The sequence below is a fragment of the Mannheimia haemolytica genome, from assembly GCA_900638155.1.
In the GTDB taxonomy this organism is placed as follows: domain Bacteria; phylum Pseudomonadota; class Gammaproteobacteria; order Enterobacterales; family Pasteurellaceae; genus Mannheimia; species Mannheimia glucosida.
The window spans coordinates 822,927-846,313 of the sequence record LR134495.1; the positions used below are offsets into that span (position 1 = coordinate 822,927).

Genomic DNA, 23,387 nt, shown 5'->3' on the forward strand with positions numbered 1-23,387 from the left:
CTGTCGCTAAAATCCGAATTTCAATTTAAGGTAAAATGCACATTTTTTTAGGATAATTTTTGATCTAGCCATAGCAAAAACTAGCTAAAACTGTTACTTTTGATTAAAATTCTGATAGTTATTCTTATTTGACGAGATTCGAGACAATATGTTACTTCCTCTTCTATCCATTGTTGCTTACGCTTTAACGCTGCTTTGGGTTGCCCCTACTTTGGTGAATTTAGAAAGTGCCACAACCGCTAATAAAAAACCCAATATTACATTAGTATTTGCATTAGGGTTAATGGCAATCATTCTTCATTTCTCTGTGTTATATGATGAATTATTTTTAATTGAAGGGCAGAATTTTACGTTAACCAATGTGGTCTCATTAATGAGCTTTATTATGGCAGCTTGCGTAACTTTTGCTTTGCTGAAATGGAAAACAGCTTGGTTTCCTTTAATTATTGTGTATTCGTTCGCCATTTGTAGCGTGGCGGTTGCAAGTTTTGTGCAAGGGAATTTTATTCGGCATTTAGAGCAAAATGCAGGTTTGTTGTTCCATTTAGGAATCGCTTTATTCTCTTATGCTTTATTTTTCTTAGCCTTAATTTACGCGTTTCAATTAAAGTGGTTGGATCGCAAACTAAAAAGCAAAAAAATGGTCTTTTGTTCGATTTTGCCACCGTTAATGTCGGTTGAACGCCATTTCTTTACGTTAACCTTAGCTGCCCAAGCAATGTTGACGCTAACGTTGTTTTCCGGTGTGGTTTATTTGCATAACTTTTTTGAGCCTGAACATATTCACAAAGCGATTTTCTCGTTTTTAGCTTGGATTGTTTACAATATTCAACTACTTGGTCAATGGAAATTGCGTTGGCGTGGGAAACGGGTGCTTATTTATTCAATTTCGGGTATGATACTGCTCACCATTGGCTATTTTGGTAGTCGTTTGATCGTCAATTAATGTCTTACAAGCGGTCAAAAAAGCAAAATTTTTTGCAAGGCATCAGTTGGTTGCCTACAACGTGAGGTAGTGACAACGCTTTTAGTGTTACTACCTTTTATGATTAATTCACATAGGAATTTTATTTTGGACAGTATTCCCCTGAGTAGTTTATTTATTACCTTAGCTATTCTTTTAGTACTCTCTGCATTTTTTTCAGGCTCGGAAACCGGCTTGATGTCTTTAAACCGCTACAAAATGCGTCACCTTGCCGAGCAAGGGCATAAAGGAGCAAAACTGGCGGAAAAACTCTTGGCACGCACCGATGTGCTGCTTAGCCTTATCTTAATTTGTAATAACTTAGTCAACATTGCCGCCTCAGCGATTGCAACGATGATTGGTATGCAGTTATCCGGTGAAGCCGGTGTGGCGATTGCAACGGGTTTGTTAACCTTTGTGATGCTGGTTTTCTCAGAAATCTTGCCTAAAACCGTGGCGGCAATTTACCCTGAAAAAGTGGGATTCTTCGCCAGTTTTATTTTAACCCCACTTAAAAAATTACTTAGCCCGATTGTATTTTTAATGAATCTGATTATTGCCGGGCTGATGAAATTATTACGGATTCAACAAAAAGATAAACAAGGATTAAGCTCCGAAGAGCTGCGTAGTGTAGTGCTTGATGCCGGTAAATTTATTCCTGCCGAACACCGTGAAATGTTGGTGTCTATTTTAGATATGGAAAAAGTGACGGTTGATGACATTATGGTACCACGTAATGACATCAGCGGCATTGATATTGATGATGACTGGAAAGCGATTATGCGTCAGCTTAATCACGCCCCTCACGCTCGGGTGATTATCTACAAAGGAGATATGGACAACAATATTGTCGGTATTTTGCGGGTGCGTGAAGCTTTCCGTTTAATGTTGGAGAAAAACGAATTTACCAAAGAAATGCTACTGCGTGCAACAGATGAAGTCTATTTTATTCCTGAAGGCACACCACTCACTACACAATTAATGAACTTTAAAGCGAATAAAGAGCGTATTGGTTTAGTGGTTGATGAGTATGGTGATATTAAAGGGCTAGTCACTCTTGAAGATATTTTAGAAGAAATTGTGGGTGAATTTACGACTTCATCAGCACCGACCCTTGAGCAAGAAGTTCAGCAACAATCAGATGGTACGGTGATTATTGAAGGCTCAGCCAACCTGCGTGATCTGAACAAACTATTTGATTGGGATTTACCGCTTGAGGAAGCTAGAACCTTTAACGGTTTGATTTTAGAGCATTTAGAAAAAATTCCTGATGAAGGAATGGAATTTGAACTCTACAACTTGAAAGTGATGATTCTTGAAGTGAGTGAAAATATGGTTAAACAAGCGAAAGTTGAACATCTTTCACCGAAAATCGAAAAAGAGCAAGATTCAGCCTAATTTTAAGAAAAAAGAAAGTAGATAACACATTATTTGTACAAATAATGTGTTATTTTTTTGTTAATTTTAATATAAATAATTATGCTGGTAGCTTTTAGGTTTTTATTTATATTTATCTGAAGATGTCTTTTTTTTAGTTTTTTTGTTTGATTTTTTGTTTTTCTTTGGATTTTTATATTGAAAATTGAGCGTTTTTTATCTGTTTTTCTATATTTTTCTACTTTACATTCAACCTGAATTTGGGCATATTCCGCACTTAAAGTGTGATTAATTTACATTTAACTCAATTCTTTTTTTATATAAAACTTTATCAGTTTGAGGTATTTACCGTGTCTAATCAATCATCAAACGCACCGCAAAGAGAAACGTTCGCCGGACGTGGTGCATTTATTATGGCGGCTATTGGTTCCGCTGTCGGCTTAGGGAACATCTGGCGTTTCCCTTATACCACTTATGAAAACGGTGGTGGCGCTTTTATTCTGCCGTACATCATCGCCCTTTTAACCGCAGGTTTACCGCTGTTGTTCTTAGATTATGCCATCGGGCATAAATATCGTGGTGGCGCACCGCTCTCTTTCCGCCGTTTCAGCTCGAAATTTGAAACCTTCGGTTGGTGGCAAGTGCTGATCAACGTGATCATCGGGATTTATTATGCGGTGGTACTCGGCTGGGCAGCAAGTTACACCTACTTCTCATTCAGCGGAGCGTGGGGCGATAAACCGGTGGATTTCTTTATCGGTGAGTTCTTAAAAATGGGCGACATCGCTAACGGCGTGAGCTTTGAATTTGTCGGTATGGTTACAGGGCCGTTAATTGCGGTATGGCTGATTGCTATCGCTGTGTTGGCAATGGGGATCAAAAAAGGGATTTCTGCCGCTTCAAACCTGCTAATGCCGCTGTTGATCGTGATGTTCTTAGTGTTGGTCGGCTATTCATTAACCCTACCGGGTGCGGCGAAAGGCTTAGATGCGTTATTTACCCCAAACTGGGAAAAATTGGCTGATCCAAGTGTGTGGATTGCCGCTTACGGTCAAATCTTCTTCTCACTCTCTATCTGCTTCGGGATTATGATTACCTACGCCTCATACCTGAAAAAAGAGACCGATTTAACCGGCTCAGGCTTAGTGGTAGGCTTTGCTAACAGTGGTTTTGAATTATTAGCGGGTATCGGCGTATTTGCGGCACTCGGCTTTATGGCAACGGCTGCGGGGCAAGAAGTGAACGAGGTAGCAAAAGGCGGTATCGGCTTGGCATTCTTCGCTTTCCCAACCATTATTAACCAAGCACCAATGGGGGCATTAGTTGGCGTGCTGTTCTTTGGTTCACTCACCTTTGCGGCATTAACCTCATTTATCTCGGTAATTGAAGTGATTATTTCAGCGGTGCAAGACAAACTCAATTCAAGCCGTGTTAAAGCAACTTTATTAGTCGGCATTCCGATGATGGTGGTATCTGTCTTGCTATTCGGTACAACCACCGGTTTACCAATGCTTGATGTGATGGATAAATTCGTAAACCAATTCGGTATTGTTGCGGTGGCGTTTGTTTCCTTGATTGCGATTGTCACCAGCGAGAAATTAAGCACCCTTGAAAAACACCTGAACGAAGTTTCTTCATTCAAAATCGGCTTTATCTGGCGTTTATGTATCGTTATTACCTCCGGCGTACTGGCATTTATGTTATTCAGCGAAATCGCCAAAGTGTATCGTGAAGGTTATGAAGGCTACCCAAGCTGGTTTGTAAACACCTTCGGCTGGGGAATGGCAATCGGTTTAGTGGTGGTGGCTTACTTGCTATCAAAAATGGCGTGGAAAAATGAACCAAAAGGAGATGAGTAATGAGTTCAGCAGCAATTATTACAATGGTGGTGGCAATGACGATCATCTGGGGCGGTTTACTTTTTGCGATTAAACGTCTGCCGAAAGAAGAGCAATAATTTGCAGATTTTTGTATAAAAAAGCCCGCTTGTTAGCGGGCTTTTGGCTATACGGTAATCCCAAATTTCTCTTCCACAAAGGCTTGGAAATCGGTGCAACCGCCAACGTGGTTATTATCCACAAAAATTTGTGGCACAGTTGCAACCGGCTTGCCTACACGAGGCTCTAGGTCTTGTTTTGAAATATTTTCAGCGATCATATCAATAAATTTAAAATCAAAATCGCTTAATTCTTGTTTCATTTTCTCGGCTAATGTTTTTGCACGCACGCAGTATGGGCAAGATAAACGTCCATAAATTTCAACAAACATATAATGTTCCTTCTATAAAGTAAAAGTGAGCGAATTGTCCGTTAAACGGCTCTGTGTAAGTGTAACAATTTTTTCAGCCTTTTAGGATAAATTTCTTCACCATCACGGCAAGCAGTTAATGTGATATACTGGGGCAAATTTACAAGTAGAGAAACAGAGATGACCCAATTAATGACGTTTGAGGAGCTTGATTTAAGCCCTCAATTACTTAAAGCCTTAGCACACAAAGGCTATAACCGCCCAACCGCTATTCAACAAGCCACGATTCCGGCTGCGTTAGAAGGACGTGATCTGCTCGGTTCAGCCCCTACCGGTACCGGCAAAACTGCCGCTTTTTTACTGCCGGCAATTCAGCATTTATTAGATTATCCTCGCCGCAAACCGGGGGCTCCTCGCATTTTAATTCTTACCCCAACCCGAGAGCTGGCAATGCAGGTGGCGGAGCAAGCCCAAGCACTGGCTAAATTTACCCAGTTAAGCATTGCGACTATTACCGGTGGGGTGGCATATCAAAATCACGGTGAAGTCTTTAATAAAAATCAAGATATTGTGGTTGCTACCCCAGGTCGTTTAATGCAATACATTAAAGAGGAAAATTTTGACTGCCGAGCGGTGGAAGTGCTGATTTTTGATGAAGCAGATAGAATGTTGCAAATGGGCTTCGGGCAAGATGCGGAAAAAATTGCGGCAGAAACCCGTTGGCGTAAGCATACTTGGCTGTTTTCAGCCACCCTTGAGGGCGAATTGCTAGAGGATTTTGCCGAGCGATTATTAAATGACCCAATCAAGGTTGATGCCGAACCGAGTCGCCGTGAGCGTAAAAAAATTCAGCAATGGTATTATCACGCTGATAATGTAGAACATAAAACCAAATTATTGGCTCGTATTATCAGCGAGTTTTCGGTGGAAAGAGCGATTGTGTTTGTTCGCCGCCGAGAAGATGTGCGAGAACTCAGCGAAACCTTGCGTAAACGGGGAATTCGTTCTACTTATCTCGAAGGTGAAATGGCTCAAACCCAACGTAACCAAGCCATTAGCCGTTTAAAAGAAGGCGTGGTGAATGTGTTGGTGGCAACCGATGTGGCGGCTCGAGGCATTGATATAGACGATATTGATTTCGTATTGAACTACGATTTGCCTTATAGTGCGGATACTTACTTGCACCGTATTGGGCGTACCGCTCGTGCTGGCAAAAAAGGTTCGGCAATTTCATTGGTGGAAGCTCACGATTATAAATTACTCGGCAAAATTAAACGTTACACCGAAGAAGTACTAAAACCTCGCATTATCGAGGGCTTAGAGCCTCGCACCAAAGCCCCGAAAGATGGCGAGCTAAATGTGACCAGCAAGAAAGAAAAAGCACGCATTAAGAAGAAAAAAGAGGCGAAAAAAGAAGCGGCAAAACAAAAAGTAAAAGTCCGCCATAAAGATACTAAAAATATCGGCAAACGGCGTAAACCAAGTAGTGAATTAGCTGCGGTTAAACAAGCGTAATGATACAAGCGGTTATTTTCTGAATTTTTTTGCAAAAAATTCATCAAAAATAACCGCTTGTTTTATATCTACCTTACTGCCATTTGAAATAAAATTACTTCCGCTTGGCAGCTGAAGGTGATCCACATTTTCATCAGAAACCCTTCTGCAATTTGTGTAATTTCGCTTTGAATTTCACAAGGTTCGGTTTCGACCGATTTTGCTTTTTGTGCGAAAAATTCGACCGCTTGTTGAGCCAGTTCTTCGCTCTCATACACCGCTTCAAAGGCAATTTGGCGGTCTGCATTATCCAACATAGAATCGCCTTTTAGCCGGCACATATTATGTGCCTCTGCCGCTTTTTGTTGCATCGTTTTGCTCATATTACACCTTATCCGTAATTTGTTTTAACCAAGTGTAGGATTGATGCTGTTTTTGCTCATCGAAAATGTAGCTTACCGCCATAATTTCATCAATTTCCACTCGTGCTTTTAGGGCTTTAAGTTGTTGTTCAACGCTTTGCGGGCTACCAATTAAGGAGCATTCGGTCATTTGACGAACAACGGTTTTCTCTTGGCGGTATAGGGCATTTTGCTCAAAGGCAACCGGACCGAAATGCGGCACGATTTCTGCTTTCACAAAATTTTCCCACACTTTGTCGTCAGACTCGAGCGGTGGTTGCAGATTTTGTTGGGCATTGGTCACTACATTTAAGAAAAACTGGGTTTGGGTGGTCGCCAGTTGTGCCGCTTCTTCATCGGTTTCTGCCACAATCGCATTCACACCTAAAATCACATAAGGTTTATCCAGCACTTCAGATGGCTTAAAGTGTGAGCGGTAAATGCGGATTGCATCGTCCATAAAGCGAGGGGCAAAGTGTGAAGCGAAGGCATAAGGCAAGCCTCGTTCAGCCGCTAAATAGGCACTTTCAGGGCTTGAGCCTAGAATATAAAACGGCACATTTAGCCCTTGTGCCGGATAGGCGGAAACAAGGTTTGTACCGTCAAAGTAGCCTTTTAACTCGCTGATTTCATCGGGGAAAGGCAAACTCTGGGCGTTGCGGCGTAGGGCAGTTGCGGTTCGCATATCGGTGCCGGGCGCTCGTCCAAGCCCCAGCTCTACACGGTTCGGGTAGAGTGTTTCCAGTGTGCCGTATTGTTCTGCCACAATATAAGGGCTGTGGTTGGGTAACATCACGCCACCGGAGCCGACTCTTAATTTTTCGGTGTGGGAGAGGGCGTGTTGAATCAATAATTGCGTGGCGGAACTGGCAAGATTTTTCATATTATGGTGTTCGGCAATCCAATAGCGTTCAATGCCGATATTTTCTGCGTGTTTTGCTAATTTCACCATAGAATCGACCGCTTGTTTGGCAGTTTGCCCATCACGAATCGGTACAAGGTTGAGAATGGATAAGTTTGTCATTTTGTTCTCCGAGTTTGCATATAAAAAAGGCTGAATAGCTTTACTATTCAGCACTTGTAAAACCACCACGCTATATGGGGACGATTATTTCTTACTCAAGAAGACCACAGCGTCAATATAGCGTTGGATAAAATCATTGGTCGAGCTTGAATCGGAAAATCCTTCTAAATTAAGTTGGTATTGACCATTCACGAAAAACGCCGGTACACCACGAATTTGGAACTCTTCGGCTAATTGAACTTGTTTATTCACTAAGCCGTTTACCGCAAAGCTGTTGATACCGCTGTCAAACTGTTCTGCACTAATGCCGTTAGCAATAAAGAGCGCACGAATATCGTCCATTGATTTAAACGCATCTTTTTGTGCAGCTTCAAACAAGGCGGTTTTCACTTTATCTTCCGCACCCAATGCCATTGCTAATGCCCATGCACGGGTTAAGTCTTCTGATTGGCGACCTAAGAAATTAACGTGATATTGCACTAATTTGCTGTCTGTAGGCAATTTCGCTTTGATTTTGCTTGGAATTTTGTAATTTAACTCAAAATCATAACAGTGCGGGCAGTAGAATGAGAAAAATTCTACCACTTCTTTTTGAGCTGATGGAGCTTTACGCACTTCAATATATTCTTTACCCGCAGTTGGATCAGCTGCAACAGCGGTTGAGTTAAATGCAAAAAGAGCAGAAAGTGCAACAAGTGCGGTTTTTAATGCGAATTTCTTCATAATGATTCCTTCAAAAATGTGATAAGTGAGAAATAAGACAAACTTAATCGTTTAAAATTCCACGAGCGCGGAGCAATGCGGTTTTAAAATCATCTTCATAATCTTTTTTAATGCCTGGAATCGGCTCAAATTTATCGGCATTTCGCATTTTGAGCTGATAAATCAAAACCTCGTCACGCAGGGCGTGAAAATTATCCGGCTCGCCCACTTCCACCGAAAGCTGTTGCAAAATATCGATTAAATGAAGATCGGGATTTTTCCGCCAATGTTCGCCAAGCAGTTCCAATAGCTCTTCTAAACGTTTGCATTTCATAGTATGCCTCTTAAAAAACTTGTTGAATAGTAAGCGGGATAATATACTTTTACCCTTCATTTGGCAAAAAAATTCAGGTTTGGAGAGGGAAATGGAAGAGAAAATTTCAGCGGTAATTTTAGCTGGCGGTTTGGCTCGGCGAATGAACGGGGTAGAAAAAGGATTGCAACTGTTAAATCAAAAACCGTTGATTTCGCACCTGTTAGCCCGACTTTCGCCACAAATCGAGGATATTTGGCTCAATATCAATCGTTCAGTGGAGCAATATCAACAACTTTACCCTGAATTACCTTACTACCAAGACAGTTTGCCCGATTTTCAAGGTCCGTTAAGCGGAATGCTTGCTGGGTTCGAGCGGATTGAAAGTGACTATTTACTGTTCGTGCCTTGTGACACGCCGTTTATTCCAACCCAACTATTGCACAAGTTACACACGGCATTACGCATTAATCAGGCTCAAATTGCCTATGCTCACGATGGCGACCGCCCACACCCAACGGTTGCCTTGGTGCATCGCTCGGTGGCGGAAAAATTGAGAGCGTATTTAGCCTCCGGAGAACGCCGATTGTTGTGGTTTTTTCAAACCCAAAAAAGTGTGGCGGTGGATTTCTCGGCATATAAAGCCGCATTTCGCAATTTTAATTGTTTGGAAGATTTAACGACTTTCAATCCATATCCCATCAAAACCCTGGCGATGACAGGCTATAGCGGTACAGGCAAAACCACCTTATTGGAAAAATTGATCCCAAAATTGACTGCTTGCGGTATTCGGGTTGGCTTGATTAAGCATTCCCACCACAATGTTGATATTGATAAAAAAGGCAAAGACAGCTATCGCTTGCGAGAGGCAGGAGCGAACCCGACTATGGTCGTGTGCGATGAGCGTTGGGCGCTAATGACAGAAACCAAACAAGAAACGGAAACTCAACAAGCGGTCGAATTTTCACAATTAATTGCAAAATTTGATCCGGAGACGGTAGATTTAGTTTTGGTAGAAGGCTTTAAGCACGAAACAATGCCGAAAATTCAATTACACCGTAAAGAGATTGAAAAACCGTTGCCGGATTTAGATGAATGGACAATCGCGACTGCCACCGATTACCCGCTTGAGCGGGAAAATAGGTTGGATATTAATGATATTGAACAGCTCGCTGATTTTATTCGGCATTGGCTGGAGGCAAGCAAAGAGCCGGCTAATTAATTGACTAAAAAGCCCCTAAAATAAGCGATTGCTTATTTTAGGGGCTAATAGCAATTACCAGCTATATCCCAGTTTGAAGCCGGCAAAATGTTGTTTGCCGATTTCGTTACCTTTCAATAGACCAAGGTGAGAGCTTAATTGCCATTGACCTTTTGTAACACTCACGCCCACTTCAGTTTTCAGATAACGTCCGAAACGTTGGCTAAAGGTATTGTCATTGACTGCCACACTCAAGCGTTTGCTGCTGGCATCGACATAATGTGCGGCAAGGCTAGGCTCAACTTTCCAGCCGGAGAGGTCAAAGGCCTTGCTGACTTTCACACCTGCTTGGTAGGCCATAAAGTGTGCTTTCGGGCTGCGGACTTCTACTTCACCCAGTTTGTAATCTTGTGCGCTGAAGCGATAGTAACGTGCGCCAATAGCAGGCTGAACTTGTACGCCGGCTAAGTCGAAGTTATGTCCAAGATTTGCCCCAATCGCCATAATATGACGGTTAAAGCGGTTTTCCCCGAATAGATTGATACGGTTTTTCGCTTTACCGTAGCTACCGTCTAGGCTGACGAAAGTCCCGTTTTCCGAATGCCATTTACCATATAGGCTTGCCATCAGTAAGTTGGACTTGCCGTTCACTCCCTCATCAAATTCCGCATTAGCGTGGTTGCGGGATAGCACCACACCGGCATTGATACCGTTTGCAAGCGGTAATTCTACGCCTAACTGAGTGAGGTTGGTTTGTTGCTCATACGGGCGATATAAATCCGATTTGTGTTCGGTTTTTTGATGTTCGATACTGCTCCAAACGTGGAATTTATCGTGTTTTGCGAACAGTTGGCGATCTAAGCCTTGCCCGATTTGCAACGCAGAATTTGCCTGTGCCGATAGCTCGGAAAGAGCGGTATTGGCATATTGGCTTACCCAGTCGCTTTGTTGAATATTACTACTGTCAGTGTCTGCGTGTGCTTGTAGATGCTCACAATTTGCACCATTCTCTTGGCAAAGTTTTAGTGCCTCAGCGTTTAAAATTGCTTCACTATTTCCAGCAGTTATACGTAAGGTCGCTAATTTTGCTTCTACTTGTTTTGCAATATTTTGTGCAGTTTCAACCGCTTGTTCTACGTTAGCAATTTGCGCAGCGGCTGCTTTAGCATTGTTTTCTGCTGTAGTGAGTGCAGCACTCGCTTGTGTGACTTTCTGCTTTGCTGTCGTAATTTGCCCTTGGATTTGGCGGTAATACGTTGGATAGTAACGGCGGTAGTAATCAGCATATTGTTGCAAACGGGTTAATTCGCTATTTGCTTGGCTAAGCTGAGATTGTGCGTTTGCAGCGGCTTGTTTAGCATTTTTCTCTGCTTGGCGCTCTTTCTCGGCTTCTGCGTTCAAACGGCTGATTTCCTGTTTTTGTTTATCCGCTTCTGCAATAGCATGGTCTAATTCCGCTTTCGCCGTTGCAATCGACTGATTCCGATCTTTAGCATCTTTTAACGGATTGTATAAGCGATAGTCGTTGCTTCGATTTGCCAGCACATAACGATATGCACCTAAATCAACATAACCATTTTCCAGTGAGACTTTAGCTTTATCGGCTTGCTCGTGGTGCGTTAAAGTTAATAAACTTAACGGGCTAATAACTTCAGCTTCTTTGCCACTGTTGCGCAATGCAAGAGTGAAAGTTCCCTCGGCGAGACCATTTACCTGTAGGTGATCGCCTTTGCCAGCAGCAATATCGGTTAAGTAGTTGATTTTGGCATTACCTTGGAAATTACCGTCAATAATCAACTTATTAAAACGAGTCGGTATCTCGCCTGTTACAAATTTTTCATTCAGGTTGATGGTTGAACCGTTTTCTGCCACTAAATTGCCAGTACGGCTATCCCCAGTATTTGTCCAGCTTGCTTGGTTAGCTAAACGAATGCTCGTTGTTGCTGCTGCTTGAATGGTGCCAATCAGGTTCGCTTTGCCGATGTGTAATTGGCTCTGTGCTGCCAAGCTGACATCACCATTAATTTGTGTTGTGGGCAGTGTTGCAAAAATTTCATCAGAAACGACCGCTTGTGTATCGCAGCTTGTTTTACCGGTGTACTCAGAATAGTAGCAACTTGGAGTTTGCCCGTTGATAAAGCCTAAATGTAGCTGTGCATGGTCATTCGCTGCCAAGTTTGCTTGCAGGTTTGAGACATTACGACCAACATAAAGTTGAGCGTATTGGTTTAGCTGAATATTATCCGCCTTAAATTGACGATTTTGCCAATCATCGGCATAAACGACATCTTGCTTATTGATCACATCATAAGCGTGAGGAGTCGGTCTGCCGGAAAGTAGCACTTTACCGCCTTTCACAGTCAGATCGCCGTTTAAGTTCAAACCACCAGAGAAGGTATAAATACTATTGAGCTTTTCTTGCTCTATTGGTGCGTTTTTACGGGCTAATACTTTGTTGATCGCTTGATTGCGATCTGCAGCTAAAAATTCCCAATGCTCGCTGCTTAAGCCACCGCGAGGAACAGGTTGTTTTGGATCACCTTTTAATGCAAAGTATTCCCGAATTTTAGTTTTCGGATTGGTGAACTGATAAATATCTGCACCAGCTACTAGCCCCTTACCCCAAGTTACTTCAGAGGCAGTTGCCAGCGGTGTAGAGGCTTTTGGATTATATACCACATTCAAACGACCGTTATGTTGGACGTTATCTGTTTCGCCAATAAAACCGTTAAAGCTATTATAGCGATGCTCTAGACCTTTTTGCGCGAGTACTTGTTTTACTGCTGTATCCTTGTCAGAAGAGAGGAAGGTCCAGTGGGCATTACTTGCGCCATTCGTTGGCATATATTGGTTTGGATTGCCTTTAAGTGTAAAGTAATCGGTACGGTTATTAGCTCGTGGATTAATGTATTCATAAATATCAGCACCGTTTTCTTTCCACGTTCCCCATTTTAAGTCTGTTGCTTCAGGAGCTTTCGGACCATTAATGGTGAGTGTTGCAGCTTTTTGTAGATGATTATTAACAATACGCGCACCATCATCACTGTTTTGAATACGATTAAACGCAATGTCGTTGCCGTTGAGATCTAAACGACCACCACGGAAGCCAAAGTAAATCTTATTTGGATCGACTTGATCAGCACTGTTTAATACAACGGTTGAACGGCCGCTCACAATACCAACTTGGTTAAATGCAGATTTTTTGCCATTTTCACCCGCTTGTTGGTTCAAAATGACAGTGCCTTGTCCAACACTAATGTCACCAAGATTTTCGCCTTTACCGTTAATATGTAGCGTACCTTCGCCCAATTTAGATAAACGGTCGCCTTGTGGGTTTTTGACTTGCCAGTTGACTTGCTTATCTTTAGCAACAACTATCCCGGCACCAAGCCAAGTTTGGTCGTTTTCAGGTCGAACAGTAGTATTAGCATTGAAATATAATGCACCAGCACCTTGGTCAATATCGGTTTTCAATACGATAGTGCTATCTTGTCCTTCAATGTTTAGGGTTTTTCCTGTGTTGTCTTGCGGAAGTTGTAGCTGAGGTGTACCACCATAGCCTAATGGAGAAGCGCTATTGTCTTTAATTGAACGATCGGCAAGCGAAACCGTTAAGTTTTGTCCTTTATTACCAATGCTACTCTCTTTACCCTGTGCAGACCATTCAAAGACGGCATTTTGTTGTGCATTGGTTAATGTGCCGGCAATATCTTCAGCAAACTGTTTATCGTGATAATCCTGACGGATAATACCAGCACGGTTATAGTAGTTGTTTGCAGGCGTACCAAAGGTGTAAGTAGCCAGTAGTAACCAACGTTTCGTTTTCTGATCGTAACCATACACACCTGAACCACTATCACCACGAGTACCAAATGCAGTTAATGCTCCATATGGGCTATTGTTTAATGCATCTCCTCTAAAATCTAGCCAGTAATCGGAATTATGTACCGCGATTGGTAAATGAACTCCCCCGGTTAAATATTGGTAAGATGTTGAAATTTGGTTGTCTTTATGCTCGGTATTTTTGACTATTTGACGACCAGAGCCTAAACGAGCGAAATGGCTAAAACGGCTGCTGTCTTGATAGATAGCTGCATTGTTCCCTAAATCAGTGACCGTTGTTGGCACAACTTCGGTCACTAACTTATTTAAACGAGGCACTTGGTAGTCGTGATGGCGATCCCCATCAACTTTTTCATAGTCGTTACGATCAACGACTTTGTAAGTGTAGTGGTGTGCATCAGCATTTACTCCAGGTGCACCAAATTCTACCGTATTGTAATGGGTATTATGAGCTACGCTGACTAAATATTGTGGGGCAACCAAAGTCGCAATCCCCAAGTTACGGTTTGCAGCACTAAAATCTGGCATCGGTACATTTGGGAACAGCGTGCCTAGTGAATTACCATTTGTATCTTTAATTTCAATATTACTTGCACCGACAGTAAATTTGCCTTTATTTTCAGCAAAATCACGGTAGTACTGAATATTGATATCATCACGAAATACAGAGGCTGTCGATGGTAAACTAACAGCAAATGCCACAAAGCTGGCAAGGTAAGAAAGTGGAAAGTTTTTATTTATCATAAAATGTTAATAAATTGCTAATATTAATGGAGTAAAAAGGTGGGGTATTCTATAGATAATTATGTATTTGGCAAGAGGTCTTACCTGTTTTTTATACAAATTTACAATCTTAAGATAGGCAAAAGCAGCTACGGTATACGCAGCTGCTTTGTTGAAAGTCTTATTGAGTGATAAACAGGAGCATTATTTTGCAAATTCTTGCATAAATTCGCCCGCTTGTTTGACCATTGAGGTTGAACCGACAAAGAACGGTACACGCTGGTGTAGCTCTGTTGGCTTAATATCTAAAATCGGATTAATACCATCTGTCGCCATTCCTCCGGCTTGTTCGGCAAGAAACGCAATCGGGTTGCATTCATAGAGTAAACGCAATTTCCCTTTTGGATATACGGTGGAGGTTGGGTAAATATAAATACCGCCTTTTAATAAATTGCGGTGAAAATCGGACACCAGCGAGCCGATATAGCGTGAAGAATACGGACGTTTGCTAGCTTCATCGGTTTCTTGGCAATACTTAATAAAGCGTTTCACCCCTTGTGGGAAAGTAACATACTGCCCTTCATTGATGGAGTAATATTTTCCTTCGGTAGGGGTTTTTAGATCAGGGTGTGAAAGAATAAATAAGCCTAATGACGGATCATAGGTAAAACCGTTCACGCCATTGCCTGTGGTGTAAACCAGCATTGTTGAAGAACCATAAGTAACGTAGCCAGCAGCGACTTGTTTACGTCCCTCCTGCAAGAAATCTTCTTGTGTTACCGGTGTGCCGATAGGGGAAACACGGCGGTAAATAGAGAAGATTGTTCCCACAGAAACATTCACTTCAATATTGGAGGAACCATCAAGCGGATCGGTCATTAAAATATATTTTGCATTTCTCCCACGCTCATTATCAAAGGCAACAAAATTATCATCTTCTTCCGATGCAAAGCCAGCAACATCTTCACGCGCAAGTAACGCTTTTTTCATCGTTTCGTTGGCGAATACATCGAGCTTCATTTGGGCTTCGCCCTGTACATTTTCAGAGCCTGCCGTACCTAAAATATCTTGACTTAAACCGGCACGATTGATTTCACGATGAATAATTTTAGCTGCTAAACGAATAGAAGATAAAATCCCACTTAATTCCCCTTTTGCCCCTGGGTATTCTGCTTGTTTTTCAATAATAAATTCGCCGAGTGTTTTCATTTTTTTCTCCTTCGCTATGTTAGAATGCCCTTATTATAACGATTACCTTTAAAGAGGTAGCGGTTTAAGCTTTAATTCTGTGATCCACTTCACATTTTATCTTTCAAGATGAGGAGCAATACGATGAATAATCTACGAATCAAAATGATCAGCCCTGAAATAGCATTAGCAAAATATAATGAATTGGATGTTTTAGAGATTAATCACTCCAAAGTGAAGGCTAAAATTGCATTGCAAGGTGCGCAGTTACTGAGTTGGCAACCTAAAAATACTCAGCAAGATGCATTATGGTTAAGTGAAATTGAACCTTTCCAAACAGGTGTGGCGATTCGTGGCGGCATACCGATTTGCCACCCTTGGTTTGGCACAGACAAAAAGCCTGCTCACGGCACAGCCCGTATTCAAGCGTGGAATTTGCTGGAACATACTTCATCAGCAGATGGGATTCGTGTTGTTTTGGGGTTAGAAAATCAGGCAAAACTCGAGATGATACTAGGCGAAGTCTGCGAGTTGTATTTTACTCACTTAGCTCTGGAACCGGCACAGGCTGCATTGCATACTTATTTTCAGGTCGGTGATATTACGAAAATGGAAGTACAAGGCTTGGCAACACAATGTTTTGATAAATTGACGAATCAAGAAGTTGAAGTGCCATCGCCTCGCAAGATAAGTGAAAATGTGGATTGTATTTATCCGGCACAAGCGGTGAATTTTATTCAAGATTTTGCAAATCAGCGCACCATTAAAGTGGAGCATATTAATGCGACCGAAACCGTACTTTGGAATCCTTGGCATAATACTATTAGTGCGATGACAGAAACGGCGTATCAAAATATGGTATGTGTGGAAACAGCACGGATAAATACCTTACTTCAACAAAATGAAACGCTAGGAGTGAGAATTTTGGTGCGATAATGTTTAATGAGAGCAAGCAGCTGAATTAGTAATATTGTTTACAAATTTAACTGCTTGTTTTTTTGTATTTACACTAGATCAAACAGTAAAAATTCCACGTTATCTTGAACGTTGATTTCAAGCAGCGCTTCTTGGCGAATGCCTAAAGCATCGCTGGTAGAAAGCTCAACGCCGTTCACGCTTAAATTTCCTTTCACTACTTGTAACCAATAATTGCGGTTCGAGTTTAAGGCAATGCTATCCGATTTTGCACTCGGGTATTGATAACGCCACAGCTTCATATCTTGGTAAATTTTAAATGAACCTTCTTCTGCGTTTGGCGAAAGAATCAAGGAGGCTCCCTCTTTCGGGGTAAATTTGTCTTGGCTGTAGCGTGGGGTCACATCTTTTTGGTTTGGGATAATCCAAATCTGGTAAAGGTGTAAGCTTTCATTCGGATCTGGATTAATTTCTGAATGGAAAACCCCGGTTCCGGCAGACATAATTTGAAATTCGCCAGCTTTTACTTCGGTTTTATTACCCATACTGTCTTCGTGAGCCACACGTCCTTTTAACACATAAGTTAAAATTTCCATATTATCGTGCGGGTGCTTGCCAAAACCGTGATTAGGTGCAATGAAATCTTCGTTAATTACCCGTAAATGTGAAAAATGGATATGTTTTGGGTCGTAATAATTGGCAAAGGAAAAAGTGTGGTAGCTTTTAAGCCAGCTAAAAGAACCATCGCCTCGTTCATTGGCTTTTCTCAGTTGTAACATTATTTATTCCTTATGTAAGTGTTAAGTTGTGCCATTTTACTTTATGTCAAAAATAGATAAACCCTAATTTAATAGATTAATTGTTTCATTTTTTGAAATAATATGAGCTTGATTTTTATGGGAAAGTGTATAGAATAATGCCCCCTTGAGTTCCCTTACCTCAAGTTTTCATTTAACGAAAAAGGATACAATATGAACTTTACTACTTATTTTTCGGATGAGAACAAACGTCGTTCTCTAATTTTACTTTCACTTTTCCATATTTTTATCATCGCAATTAGCAACTATTTAGTGCAAATTAGCTTTGAAGTTCAAGTACCACTAACAGAATTTAGCTTTCCGACAACTTGGGGAACGTTAACATTCCCATTTATTTTCTTAGCGACCGATTTAACCGTGCGTGTATTTGGTGCAGATCTTGCTAGAAAAATTATTTTTGTTGTGATGTTTCCGGCACTTGTCATAAGCTATGTGATTTCCGTTTTATTCTTTGAAACCCAATTTCAAGGCTTTAGTGCATTAACTGAGTTCAATTTTTTTGTTTTCCGTATTGCACTGGCTAGCTTTGCAGCTTATTTAGTTGGGCAATTATTAGACGTTCTAGTATTTAATAGTTTAAGACAAGGTAAGCGTTGGTGGCTTGCTCCAACCTGTTCAACCATTTTTGGTACTTTAATTGATACTTTTGTGTTCTTTGCGGTTGCCTTTTATAAAAGTAGCGATGAATATATGGCAGAGCATTGGTTTACTATTGGTTCGGTCGATTATGCGTTTAAACTCTTTGTGAGCCTACTGCTATTTCTACCGCTTTATGGTGTGATATTAAATTTCATTATGAAGAAACTTGATTTAAAGTAGAAATCTAAACTGAGGTTTGGGGATTGTGCTGAAAAAAGGTATAATCCCCTTACTTTTTATGGCAGATATAGCAGAGAGCAATGTAATGAATAATATTCCATTAAGAAACGAAGAAGAAATTCAAAAACTACGAGTAGCCTGTAAACTGGCTTCAGATGTTTTAGTAATGATCGCCCCTTATGTGAAAGAGGGCGTAACAACTGGTGAATTAGATAAAATTTGTCACGAATACATTTTGGCAAATGGCGCAACTTCAGCCAGTTTGGGCTATCACGGCTTCCCAAAATCGGTGTGCATTTCGTTAAATGAGGTCGTTTGTCACGGTATTCCAAGTGATGACAAGAAGCTGAAAAAAGGCGATATTTTAAACATTGATGTAACTGTCATCAAAGACGGCTACTATGGCGATAACTCGATGATGTATGTGGTTGGTGAGCCAAGTGTGCGTGATAAACGCTTAATGGCGGTTACGCTAGAGTCCCTTTATGTCGGGATTCGCACCGTGAAAGCGGGTGTGCGTTTAAAAGAAATTGGTACAGCGATTCAAAAATATGTGGAAAAAGAAGGCTTTTCGGTGGTGCGTGAATATTGTGGACACGGCATTGGTACCGAATTCCATTGCGATCCGCAAGTGGTGCATTATGCTACCGATGATGGTGGTGTAGTGTTAAAAGAAGGTATGGTGTTTACGATTGAGCCAATGGTGAATGCCGGCAAAAAAGAAGTCCGCTTGATGGGTGACGGTTGGACGGTGAAAACCAAAGACCGTAGCCACTCCGCACAATATGAGCATCAAATTGTAGTGACTAAAGACGGTTGTGAAGTGCTAACAATTCGGGATGAAGAGATTGCCGAAGGGCGTATTTCTCGAATTATGCACAACAGCTAATTTGCAAATTTTTAGCGAACAATGACCGCTTGCGAAACTCATTGTTAAGCTAAGGCGTTTAAAAACAAAAGGGATTAAGCTAATACTTAATCCCTTTTTTTGTGATCTATTTTTGATTATTTCGCTTGTGCTTTTTTCACCCAAATGGCTGAAATGGTAAAGGCAACTACGAATGAAATCACCATACCGACAGAATACATTGCAAGGCTGTCAGGTTTAATTGACGGAATACCTAAGAAACCGGCAGCACCTAAAGCGATTGCCTTTACATTAAAGAAAGCAATAAATGCACTGGATAAACCTGAGCCGATCATCGCCGCAATAAAGGCTTGGCGGTAGCGTAAGTTTACCCCGAACATTGCCGGTTCTGTAATACCTAACAGGGCTGAAATACCTGACGGCACGGCTAAACCACGTACTTTGGCATCTTTCATTGCAAACGCTACACCTAAACAAGCCGCACCTTGTGCAATGTTAGACATTGCAGCGATTGGGAAGATAAACGTACCGCCAGTTTGTGCTACTTCAGCCAATAATTGGGTTTCAACCGCAATAAAGGTTTGGTGCATACCGGTAATCACGATTGGAGCGTAGAATGTACCGAAAATTGCTCCACCGATAAAGCCTAAGCTGTCATATAACCAAGTTAAGCCTGCTGAAATCGCTGAACCTGCCTCACGACCTAATGGCCCGATTACGGTGAAAGCTAAGATACCGGCGATAAATAATGACATCATTGGGGTCACTAAGTTATCTAAGTAGCTCGGTACAAATTTACGGAACGTTTTTTCCAGAGTTGCTAATACCCAAGCAGAAACGATCGTTGGAATAACCGTACCTTGGTAGCCGACTTTTTCAATTTCTAAGCCGAAAACATTCCAATATTTGATGTTACCTTCCATTAAGGTTTTGGCATAGTTCCAGCCGTCTGCAAGTGCCGGGTGAACTAACAACATACCTAATGCTGCCCCTAGGAATGGGTTACCGCCAAATTTGCGGGTGGCAGAGAAACCAAGTAATACCGGTAAGAATACAAATGGTGCGTTGGCAATAGTATTGATGAAATCAACTAAATCTGAAATATTCGGGTAACGGCTAACAACTGATTCGCCTTCCCAGAAGAAACCGACTGCTGTCAGCATTGAGTGAATACCCATTAGCAAACCGCCTGCTACGATAGCCGGAATGATCGGCACGAAAATATCGGCTAAGCCTTTTACCAAACGTTGTAGTAATGGCTGATTTGCTGCACCTGCTGCGGCTACTTCAGAGGTGGACATATCTGCCATACCCATTTGTTTTTGCATTTGGGCATACACTTCATTTACTGTGCCTGAACCAAAAATAATTTGGTACTGACCGGAAGTAGAGAATTGACCTTTCACGCCTTCAATATTTTCAATTGCCTCTTTATCAATTTTAGATTCATCAGCAATAGTTAAACGTAAACGGGTAGCGCAGTGAGCAAGAGTGGTAATGTTTTCTTTACCACCTAATTTCGCAATCGTTTGTTCTGCAATTTTTGGATAGTTCATTTGAATTTACCTTTCATAGAAAATAATGGCTTGCATTTTAACTAAAACGGTTTAGCTAAAAAAGAGAAGATTTAAAATATTTCCAAATTTGTGAGGTAGATCACATTTTGAGATTTTCTAGATTTTTTGATCGGAAATAATGTTGCCATTGGAAACAGTAAGCACCCGGTTAAACAAAAATAGGCTCTCTTCAAGTTGGTGAGTGACCATTAACAGAGTTAAATTTCGGCTTTGGCAAATTTCAAACACGATTTGCTGTAATTCGGCTCGGCGTTGCGGGTCGAGGGCGGAGAAGGGTTCGTCCAATAATAAAATCGGCTTATCCCGCAACAAAGTACGAGCTAATGCCACTCGCTGTTTTTGTCCGCCCGATAGCTGATCGGCTTGACGCTGAAGGAAGGTTTCTAGCCCCATTTGCGCAGCAATTTGTTTAACCTGTGCTTTTTGTTTCGGATTGAGCGACAAACTCGGTACTAGAGCTAAGCCGATGTTTTGTTCTACCGTTAAGTGCGGGAAAATATTGTTATCTTGGAATAGCATTGAAACAGGGCGTTGTGCAACTTCGGTATCAAGATGATTTTCCTGATTTAACCACAGCAGGCTTTGCTGACTTTCGGGCTTTTCAAAACCGGCAATTAGATTAAGCAATGTGCTTTTGCCTGCTCCGCTTTCACCAATCACCGCAATGCGTTCTCCCGATTTAACAGAAAGCTGAAAGTGCATATTCATTTGCTCGTAAGTGAAGTGGAGATCCAGTTCGATCATAGTTTATCCTTAGTGAATAAGAATGGTAGTAACGCAAATAACATCAGAATCAGTGCGGTAACGGCAGCATCTTCGGTTCTATAGCTACCAAGCTGTTGGTAGAGTAAATAAGGGAGTGAGCTGAAATCTGCACTGCCGAAAAATGCAATGACGGTGAAACTCCCTAAACTTGATGACATTGCTAATGCAAAGGTGGTGACAAGCGGTCGAATTAGCTGATTTTTTTCCACAATCCACCAACGCCTCATTCCCCTCAGCCCAAGTTCTTGGGCTAGTTTATCGTGTGAGGTCAGGCTATTCCACATGGCAGAAAAAAGCATCGGGTAAATAAAAGGCAGTAATGTTAAGCCGTTGCATAAGCCGACCAGTAACAGTAACACCTCAGTTGAGAGTTCGCTATTCATTAATAAAATAAACAAACCAACCGATAGTAGAAAGATTGGTAGAAGTAACGGAAAGAGGGTAATTGCGGTGAGGACGCTGTATCCGAGTTTGGCTTTTTTATAGAGTAATTGGCGTGCCTCAAGTGCAATCAAATAGCTGATTGCAATTACAAATAGGGTAGCTATGAGGCTTAAGTATAAAGAAAATTGCGCGGCTTGCCATAAAGCAGGGTTAAGCAAACGCTCACTAAGTTTTGACACGCTCACTCCTGCCCAAATGACGCTGACAAGCGGTAGGATTATTGCAAAACTTTGCAAAAATATAACCGCTTGTAACCCGAGTTTAGCCAAACCGCTTGGCTTGGGTTTCCAAATTTCAACACGGTTGGGTTGCTGTTTTAGCTGTTTGAGGGCGGAGGTTGAGATGCGGTTCATCACAAATTGTAAGCCAATACCCACCACAAATTGCACCGCAATCAAGATAACCGCTTTTGCAAAATCAAATTCAAAAGTGACCGCTTGATAAATCGCTACTTCGAGAGTGCTGTATTTTGGGCTACCACCTAACATTAATACGATAGGAAAGCTGGTAAAGCAGACCAGAAAAACGGTCATAAAAATATAAGGCAGCAAAGTTTTGATAACCGGCAGTTCTACAATTTGGAGATAGTTCCAACCTTTTAGGTTTAATTGAGCCGCAAGCTGAAAGCGGCTACTTGGAATTAAGTTTAGTCCGCTTATGTAATATTTCATTACAAAAGGAATGTTAAACAGACAGTGAGCCAAAATGATGCCGTGCAAGCCGTATAAATTGAATTGCCAATTAAAACCGAGTTGTTGGAAAAGTTTGGCCAGCCAGCCTGAGTTACCAAATACGCCAATTACCGCAAAAATAATTACCAGTGAGGGCAATGCCCAGATAAACGAAATGGTTTTGTAGAGTAAATTTTTTCCTTTAAAGTCCAAATAAAAGAAAGATCTTGCCAGTAGGCTGCCTAAAAAGAGTGAAATTACCGCAGAGAGGCTGGCTTGAAGTAGGCTATAAGCGACCGTGGACGTTATATCGGAAAAAACAAATAAGGTGTCATTTTGGTGATAGCCCATTAACGCCCATAGACTAAAAGCATAGAGGGCAATAATACTAAAGTAGATAAACCATGCGGTTGTTTTGGTTAATGTGCTAAGCATATTGCTCCAAATTTAGAATATAAGTGAAAGAAGTGGTAGCGAAATTATTGTAACATTTCCGCTTAAGTGTGTGCTAGAATCTTGATATTCGACAAATGATTTTTAAGTTAGATTAAAAAACACCCTATTTAGCAGGGTGATACGACGAGTTTTTGCGCTTTTTAGCGTGTTTTTAATTTGAATTTGTAGTAAAGTTGCGTGCGCAAAATAAATGGATTAAAACAAATTTTTTTAACTTTCAAATTTAAGAGGAAGATTTTATGTACTCAAAAGATGTTGTTATTACTGCTCCAAATGGTTTACACACTCGCCCAGCGGCTGAGTTTGTAAAAGCAGCTAAAGGTTTTGCTTCTGATATCACTGTGACTTCAGGTGGTAAAAGTGCAAGTGCAAAAAGCTTATTCAAATTACAAACATTAGGTTTGACTCAAGGCACAACAATTACAATTTCTGCGGAAGGCGAAGATGAGCAAAAAGCAGTTGATTTCTTAGTTGATTTGATTCCTACTTTAGAATAATTTTTCTATTCTCGGATTTAAGATTTATGTCACTTTATTGTAGCTTAATAAGCTACAATAAAGTGTTTTGCTATGTAACA

General features: G+C 41.3%; 21 protein-coding genes. 10 read left to right on the forward strand and 11 right to left on the reverse strand.

Going from position 1 to position 23,387, the window contains the following annotated elements; genetic code table 11:
* The first annotated feature begins 148 nt into the window (after window positions 1-148).
* From EL242_RS04290 to EL242_RS04305, 4 genes are all read left to right on the forward strand, one after another.
* On the forward strand, window positions 149-946 hold the full coding sequence (locus EL242_RS04290) for an inner membrane protein YpjD (RefSeq protein ID WP_126301632.1): 798 nt from the start codon (window positions 149-151) through the stop codon (window positions 944-946).
* Between the two features lie 126 nt (window positions 947-1,072).
* On the forward strand, window positions 1,073-2,362 hold the full coding sequence (locus EL242_RS04295; protein WP_126301633.1) for an HlyC/CorC family transporter: 1,290 nt from the start codon (window positions 1,073-1,075) through the stop codon (window positions 2,360-2,362).
* A 329-nt stretch (window positions 2,363-2,691) separates the two neighbouring features.
* Window positions 2,692-4,200, forward strand: a complete 1,509-nt coding sequence (locus EL242_RS04300; protein WP_126301634.1) for a sodium-dependent transporter — start codon at window positions 2,692-2,694, stop codon at window positions 4,198-4,200.
* A complete protein-coding gene (locus EL242_RS04305) occupies window positions 4,200-4,298 on the forward strand; it encodes a methionine/alanine import family NSS transporter small subunit (RefSeq protein WP_006250429.1) in 99 nt (32 codons plus the stop codon). Before EL242_RS04300 ends, EL242_RS04305 begins: the two co-directional genes overlap by 1 nt.
* 47 nt (window positions 4,299-4,345) lie before the next feature.
* On the opposite strand, the gene EL242_RS04310 is transcribed toward EL242_RS04305, so the two are convergent.
* Window positions 4,346-4,609 (reverse strand): GrxA family glutaredoxin, encoded by a 264-nt coding sequence (locus EL242_RS04310; protein WP_006250428.1) that lies wholly within the window; start codon window positions 4,607-4,609, stop codon window positions 4,346-4,348.
* Window positions 4,610-4,768: 159 nt separating this feature from the next.
* On the opposite strand from EL242_RS04310, the gene srmB reads away from it, so the two are divergent.
* Window positions 4,769-6,103 carry an ATP-dependent RNA helicase SrmB gene (gene srmB, locus EL242_RS04315; RefSeq protein ID WP_126301635.1) on the forward strand — a complete coding sequence of 445 codons (1,335 nt, stop codon included), beginning with the start codon at window positions 4,769-4,771 and terminating at the stop codon, window positions 6,101-6,103.
* A gap of 68 nt (window positions 6,104-6,171) precedes the next feature.
* Here srmB and EL242_RS04320 read toward each other — a convergent pair whose 3' ends face one another.
* The 4 genes from EL242_RS04320 to EL242_RS04335 all read right to left on the reverse strand — a co-directional run bounded on the left by EL242_RS04320 (window position 6,172) and on the right by EL242_RS04335 (window position 8,543).
* On the reverse strand, window positions 6,172-6,465 hold the full coding sequence (locus EL242_RS04320) for a YfcZ/YiiS family protein (protein WP_006250426.1): 294 nt from the start codon (window positions 6,463-6,465) through the stop codon (window positions 6,172-6,174).
* Between the two features lies 1 nt (window position 6,466).
* The gene (locus EL242_RS04325; protein WP_126301636.1) at window positions 6,467-7,507 is read right to left on the reverse strand and encodes an LLM class flavin-dependent oxidoreductase; all 1,041 of its coding nucleotides are present in this window, start codon (window positions 7,505-7,507) and stop codon (window positions 6,467-6,469) included.
* Between the two features lie 84 nt (window positions 7,508-7,591).
* On the reverse strand, window positions 7,592-8,230 hold the full coding sequence (dsbA, locus tag EL242_RS04330) for a thiol:disulfide interchange protein DsbA (RefSeq protein WP_126301637.1): 639 nt from the start codon (window positions 8,228-8,230) through the stop codon (window positions 7,592-7,594).
* A 43-nt stretch (window positions 8,231-8,273) separates the two neighbouring features.
* Window positions 8,274-8,543: a YihD family protein gene (locus EL242_RS04335; RefSeq protein ID WP_040081194.1), complete on the reverse strand. Its 270-nt coding sequence runs from the start codon at window positions 8,541-8,543 to the stop codon at window positions 8,274-8,276.
* 91 nt (window positions 8,544-8,634) lie between these two features.
* Here EL242_RS04335 and mobA point away from each other — a divergent pair, with 91 nt between their 5' ends.
* A complete protein-coding gene (gene mobA, locus EL242_RS04340) occupies window positions 8,635-9,744 on the forward strand; it encodes a molybdenum cofactor guanylyltransferase MobA (protein ID WP_126301638.1) in 1,110 nt (369 codons plus the stop codon).
* A 54-nt stretch (window positions 9,745-9,798) separates the two neighbouring features.
* Here mobA and EL242_RS04345 read toward each other — a convergent pair whose 3' ends face one another.
* Entirely contained in the window at window positions 9,799-14,310 is a 4,512-nt protein-coding gene (locus tag EL242_RS04345; protein ID WP_126301639.1) for a S6 family peptidase, read from the reverse strand.
* Window positions 14,311-14,493: 183 nt separating this feature from the next.
* Window positions 14,494-15,498: a class 1 fructose-bisphosphatase gene (fbp, locus tag EL242_RS04350; protein ID WP_126301640.1), complete on the reverse strand. Its 1,005-nt coding sequence runs from the start codon at window positions 15,496-15,498 to the stop codon at window positions 14,494-14,496.
* Window positions 15,499-15,621: 123 nt separating this feature from the next.
* Between fbp and EL242_RS04355 the strand changes: the two genes are divergently transcribed.
* Window positions 15,622-16,413 carry a D-hexose-6-phosphate mutarotase gene (locus EL242_RS04355; protein WP_126301641.1) on the forward strand — a complete coding sequence of 264 codons (792 nt, stop codon included), beginning with the start codon at window positions 15,622-15,624 and terminating at the stop codon, window positions 16,411-16,413.
* Between the two features lie 68 nt (window positions 16,414-16,481).
* On the opposite strand, the gene EL242_RS04360 is transcribed toward EL242_RS04355, so the two are convergent.
* The gene (locus tag EL242_RS04360) at window positions 16,482-17,171 is read right to left on the reverse strand and encodes a pirin family protein (protein ID WP_126301642.1); all 690 of its coding nucleotides are present in this window, start codon (window positions 17,169-17,171) and stop codon (window positions 16,482-16,484) included.
* Between the two features lie 192 nt (window positions 17,172-17,363).
* Between EL242_RS04360 and EL242_RS04365 the strand changes: the two genes are divergently transcribed.
* Window positions 17,364-18,029: a 7-cyano-7-deazaguanine/7-aminomethyl-7-deazaguanine transporter gene (locus EL242_RS04365; RefSeq protein ID WP_006252265.1), complete on the forward strand. Its 666-nt coding sequence runs from the start codon at window positions 17,364-17,366 to the stop codon at window positions 18,027-18,029.
* A gap of 85 nt (window positions 18,030-18,114) precedes the next feature.
* Window positions 18,115-18,918, forward strand: a complete 804-nt coding sequence (gene map / locus EL242_RS04370) for a type I methionyl aminopeptidase (protein WP_006250417.1) — start codon at window positions 18,115-18,117, stop codon at window positions 18,916-18,918.
* Window positions 18,919-19,034: 116 nt separating this feature from the next.
* Here map and EL242_RS04375 read toward each other — a convergent pair whose 3' ends face one another.
* The 3 genes from EL242_RS04375 to thiP all read right to left on the reverse strand — a co-directional run bounded on the left by EL242_RS04375 (window position 19,035) and on the right by thiP (window position 22,789).
* Entirely contained in the window at window positions 19,035-20,453 is a 1,419-nt protein-coding gene (locus tag EL242_RS04375) for a sucrose-specific PTS transporter subunit IIBC (RefSeq protein ID WP_126301643.1), read from the reverse strand.
* A 117-nt stretch (window positions 20,454-20,570) separates the two neighbouring features.
* Window positions 20,571-21,218 (reverse strand): thiamine ABC transporter ATP-binding protein, encoded by a 648-nt coding sequence (thiQ, locus tag EL242_RS04380; RefSeq protein WP_126301644.1) that lies wholly within the window; start codon window positions 21,216-21,218, stop codon window positions 20,571-20,573.
* The gene (thiP, locus tag EL242_RS04385; protein ID WP_126301645.1) at window positions 21,215-22,789 is read right to left on the reverse strand and encodes a thiamine/thiamine pyrophosphate ABC transporter permease ThiP; all 1,575 of its coding nucleotides are present in this window, start codon (window positions 22,787-22,789) and stop codon (window positions 21,215-21,217) included. The genes thiQ and thiP overlap by 4 nt, the downstream gene beginning before the upstream one ends.
* A gap of 260 nt (window positions 22,790-23,049) precedes the next feature.
* Here thiP and ptsH point away from each other — a divergent pair, with 260 nt between their 5' ends.
* Window positions 23,050-23,307: a phosphocarrier protein Hpr gene (gene ptsH, locus EL242_RS04390; protein ID WP_126301646.1), complete on the forward strand. Its 258-nt coding sequence runs from the start codon at window positions 23,050-23,052 to the stop codon at window positions 23,305-23,307.
* The last annotated feature ends 80 nt before the right edge of the window (window positions 23,308-23,387 follow it).

What these genes read in the sequence shown, in the direction of transcription:
- EL242_RS04290 (WP_126301632.1), top strand. Translation starts at nt 149, where the DNA reads ATGTTACTTCCTCTTCTATCCATTGTTGCTTACGCTTTAACGCTGCTT.
- EL242_RS04305 (WP_006250429.1), top strand. Translation starts at nt 4,200, where the DNA reads ATGAGTTCAGCAGCAATTATTACAATGGTGGTGGCAATGACGATCATC.
- EL242_RS04310 (WP_006250428.1), bottom strand. Translation starts at nt 4,609, where the DNA reads ATGTTTGTTGAAATTTATGGACGTTTATCTTGCCCATACTGCGTGCGT.
- srmB (WP_126301635.1), top strand. Translation starts at nt 4,769, where the DNA reads ATGACCCAATTAATGACGTTTGAGGAGCTTGATTTAAGCCCTCAATTA.
- EL242_RS04320 (WP_006250426.1), bottom strand. Translation starts at nt 6,465, where the DNA reads ATGAGCAAAACGATGCAACAAAAAGCGGCAGAGGCACATAATATGTGC.
- EL242_RS04325 (WP_126301636.1), bottom strand. Translation starts at nt 7,507, where the DNA reads ATGACAAACTTATCCATTCTCAACCTTGTACCGATTCGTGATGGGCAA.
- dsbA (WP_126301637.1), bottom strand. Translation starts at nt 8,230, where the DNA reads ATGAAGAAATTCGCATTAAAAACCGCACTTGTTGCACTTTCTGCTCTT.
- EL242_RS04335 (WP_040081194.1), bottom strand. Translation starts at nt 8,543, where the DNA reads ATGAAATGCAAACGTTTAGAAGAGCTATTGGAACTGCTTGGCGAACAT.
- mobA (WP_126301638.1), top strand. Translation starts at nt 8,635, where the DNA reads ATGGAAGAGAAAATTTCAGCGGTAATTTTAGCTGGCGGTTTGGCTCGG.
- EL242_RS04345 (WP_126301639.1), bottom strand. Translation starts at nt 14,310, where the DNA reads ATGATAAATAAAAACTTTCCACTTTCTTACCTTGCCAGCTTTGTGGCA.
- fbp (WP_126301640.1), bottom strand. Translation starts at nt 15,498, where the DNA reads ATGAAAACACTCGGCGAATTTATTATTGAAAAACAAGCAGAATACCCA.
- EL242_RS04355 (WP_126301641.1), top strand. Translation starts at nt 15,622, where the DNA reads ATGAATAATCTACGAATCAAAATGATCAGCCCTGAAATAGCATTAGCA.
- EL242_RS04360 (WP_126301642.1), bottom strand. Translation starts at nt 17,171, where the DNA reads ATGTTACAACTGAGAAAAGCCAATGAACGAGGCGATGGTTCTTTTAGC.
- EL242_RS04365 (WP_006252265.1), top strand. Translation starts at nt 17,364, where the DNA reads ATGAACTTTACTACTTATTTTTCGGATGAGAACAAACGTCGTTCTCTA.
- map (WP_006250417.1), top strand. Translation starts at nt 18,115, where the DNA reads ATGAATAATATTCCATTAAGAAACGAAGAAGAAATTCAAAAACTACGA.
- EL242_RS04375 (WP_126301643.1), bottom strand. Translation starts at nt 20,453, where the DNA reads ATGAACTATCCAAAAATTGCAGAACAAACGATTGCGAAATTAGGTGGT.
- thiQ (WP_126301644.1), bottom strand. Translation starts at nt 21,218, where the DNA reads ATGATCGAACTGGATCTCCACTTCACTTACGAGCAAATGAATATGCAC.
- thiP (WP_126301645.1), bottom strand. Translation starts at nt 22,789, where the DNA reads ATGCTTAGCACATTAACCAAAACAACCGCATGGTTTATCTACTTTAGT.
- ptsH (WP_126301646.1), top strand. Translation starts at nt 23,050, where the DNA reads ATGTACTCAAAAGATGTTGTTATTACTGCTCCAAATGGTTTACACACT.